This is a genomic window from Shigella sp. SIG3 (genome assembly GCF_053555855.1).
Genome location: NZ_JBQZXE010000304.1, coordinates 1 through 557 on the forward strand (window position 1 = coordinate 1; position 557 = coordinate 557).

Below are 557 nucleotides of genomic sequence, written 5' to 3' on the forward strand. Positions count from 1 at the left end.
GATAGCCTGAACGTGTACTGTCGTAATGGCCAGGTGGAAATCGACAACAACATCGGTGAAAACGCGCTGCGATCGGTGGCGGTTGGAAGAAAAAATTATCTCTTCTTCGGTTCTGACAACGGTGGAGAAAGCGCGGCGATTATCTACAGTCTGCTGGTCACCTGCAAACTGAACGGAGTGGAGCCGGAGGACTGGTTGCGCGAAGTGATCGTGAAGCTCAATGACTGGCCGTCGAACCGAGTGCATGAACTGCTGCCCTGGAACTTCTCAGCTGTAAAATAATCCTTCCGCTACGTACTTCTCTGGGCGCTTACCACTCAACGGCATCGTCAAAATTATCAAAGCGCAGAACATAGATTTATCATGTGTTTTATGGATGGCTTTCTCCATCAGGCATCGTTCGTCACGGGAAATTGGTGCTATGATCGGCATTGATCAGTCCGGTTGGTGATTTGTTTTGATTTGGCGATTGATCAGATCGCACAATCCGGGCTGAGTTCCCTCTAAGTGATCTAGGTTGTGTCCCTTAATTACGTAAGCGTTGATAAAAGAGTCGG

Annotated in this window: 1 protein-coding gene and 1 pseudogene; one reads left to right on the forward strand and one right to left on the reverse strand. The window is 48.7% G+C overall.

The window, feature by feature from the left end; genetic code table 11:
* Nucleotides 1–282 (forward strand): transposase domain-containing protein (locus ACUU1I_RS21100; protein ID WP_449141870.1); only part of this gene is annotated, 282 nt, incomplete at its 5' end.
* A 74-nt stretch (nt 283–356) separates the two neighbouring features.
* On the opposite strand, the pseudogene ACUU1I_RS21105 reads toward ACUU1I_RS21100, so the two are convergent.
* Nucleotides 357–432, reverse strand: a pseudogene (locus ACUU1I_RS21105) (hypothetical protein); the annotation flags it as partial.
* Nucleotides 433–557 lie beyond the last annotated feature (125 nt).